Origin of the sequence: Mammaliicoccus fleurettii, from assembly GCF_003970575.1 — a bacterium.
GTDB classification, from domain to species: Bacteria; Bacillota; Bacilli; order Staphylococcales; family Staphylococcaceae; genus Mammaliicoccus; species Mammaliicoccus fleurettii.
In genome coordinates this window covers 1-335 of sequence record NZ_RXWZ01000186.1, presented here as the reverse complement: position 1 = coordinate 335, position 335 = coordinate 1, and the positions used below count along the sequence as shown (strand labels likewise).

General features: G+C 27.2%; 1 pseudogene. It reads left to right on the top strand.

Features of this window, described 5'->3' with window-relative positions:
• Nucleotides 1-335: pseudogene (locus CD129_RS13505) on the top strand (IS3-like element ISSau2 family transposase); the annotation flags it as partial.

The window sequence follows — 335 nt, the reverse complement described above, 5'->3', positions numbered from 1 at the left end:
AGATGAAATGAAAGATGCAGAAATTAAAGCATTAAAAGAACGAAATAAATATTTAGAAATGAAGAATGAGGTTTTAAAAAAGCGGAGAGAATTCGAAAGAGAGATGATGAATCAAAAAGTAAACAAATCGCGTCATACAAAACGATCAAAGCGCTAAAAAATAAATATCCAATTAAATGGTTATGTAGTGTTTTAGGAATAAATAGATCAAGTTATTATAAATGGACAAACAGAAAACCATCTAAGAGAGAGATTGAAAATAATACATTAATGGAAGATATCAACGATATCTATCATCAATATCAAGGTATTTATGGTTATAGACGCATTTATAT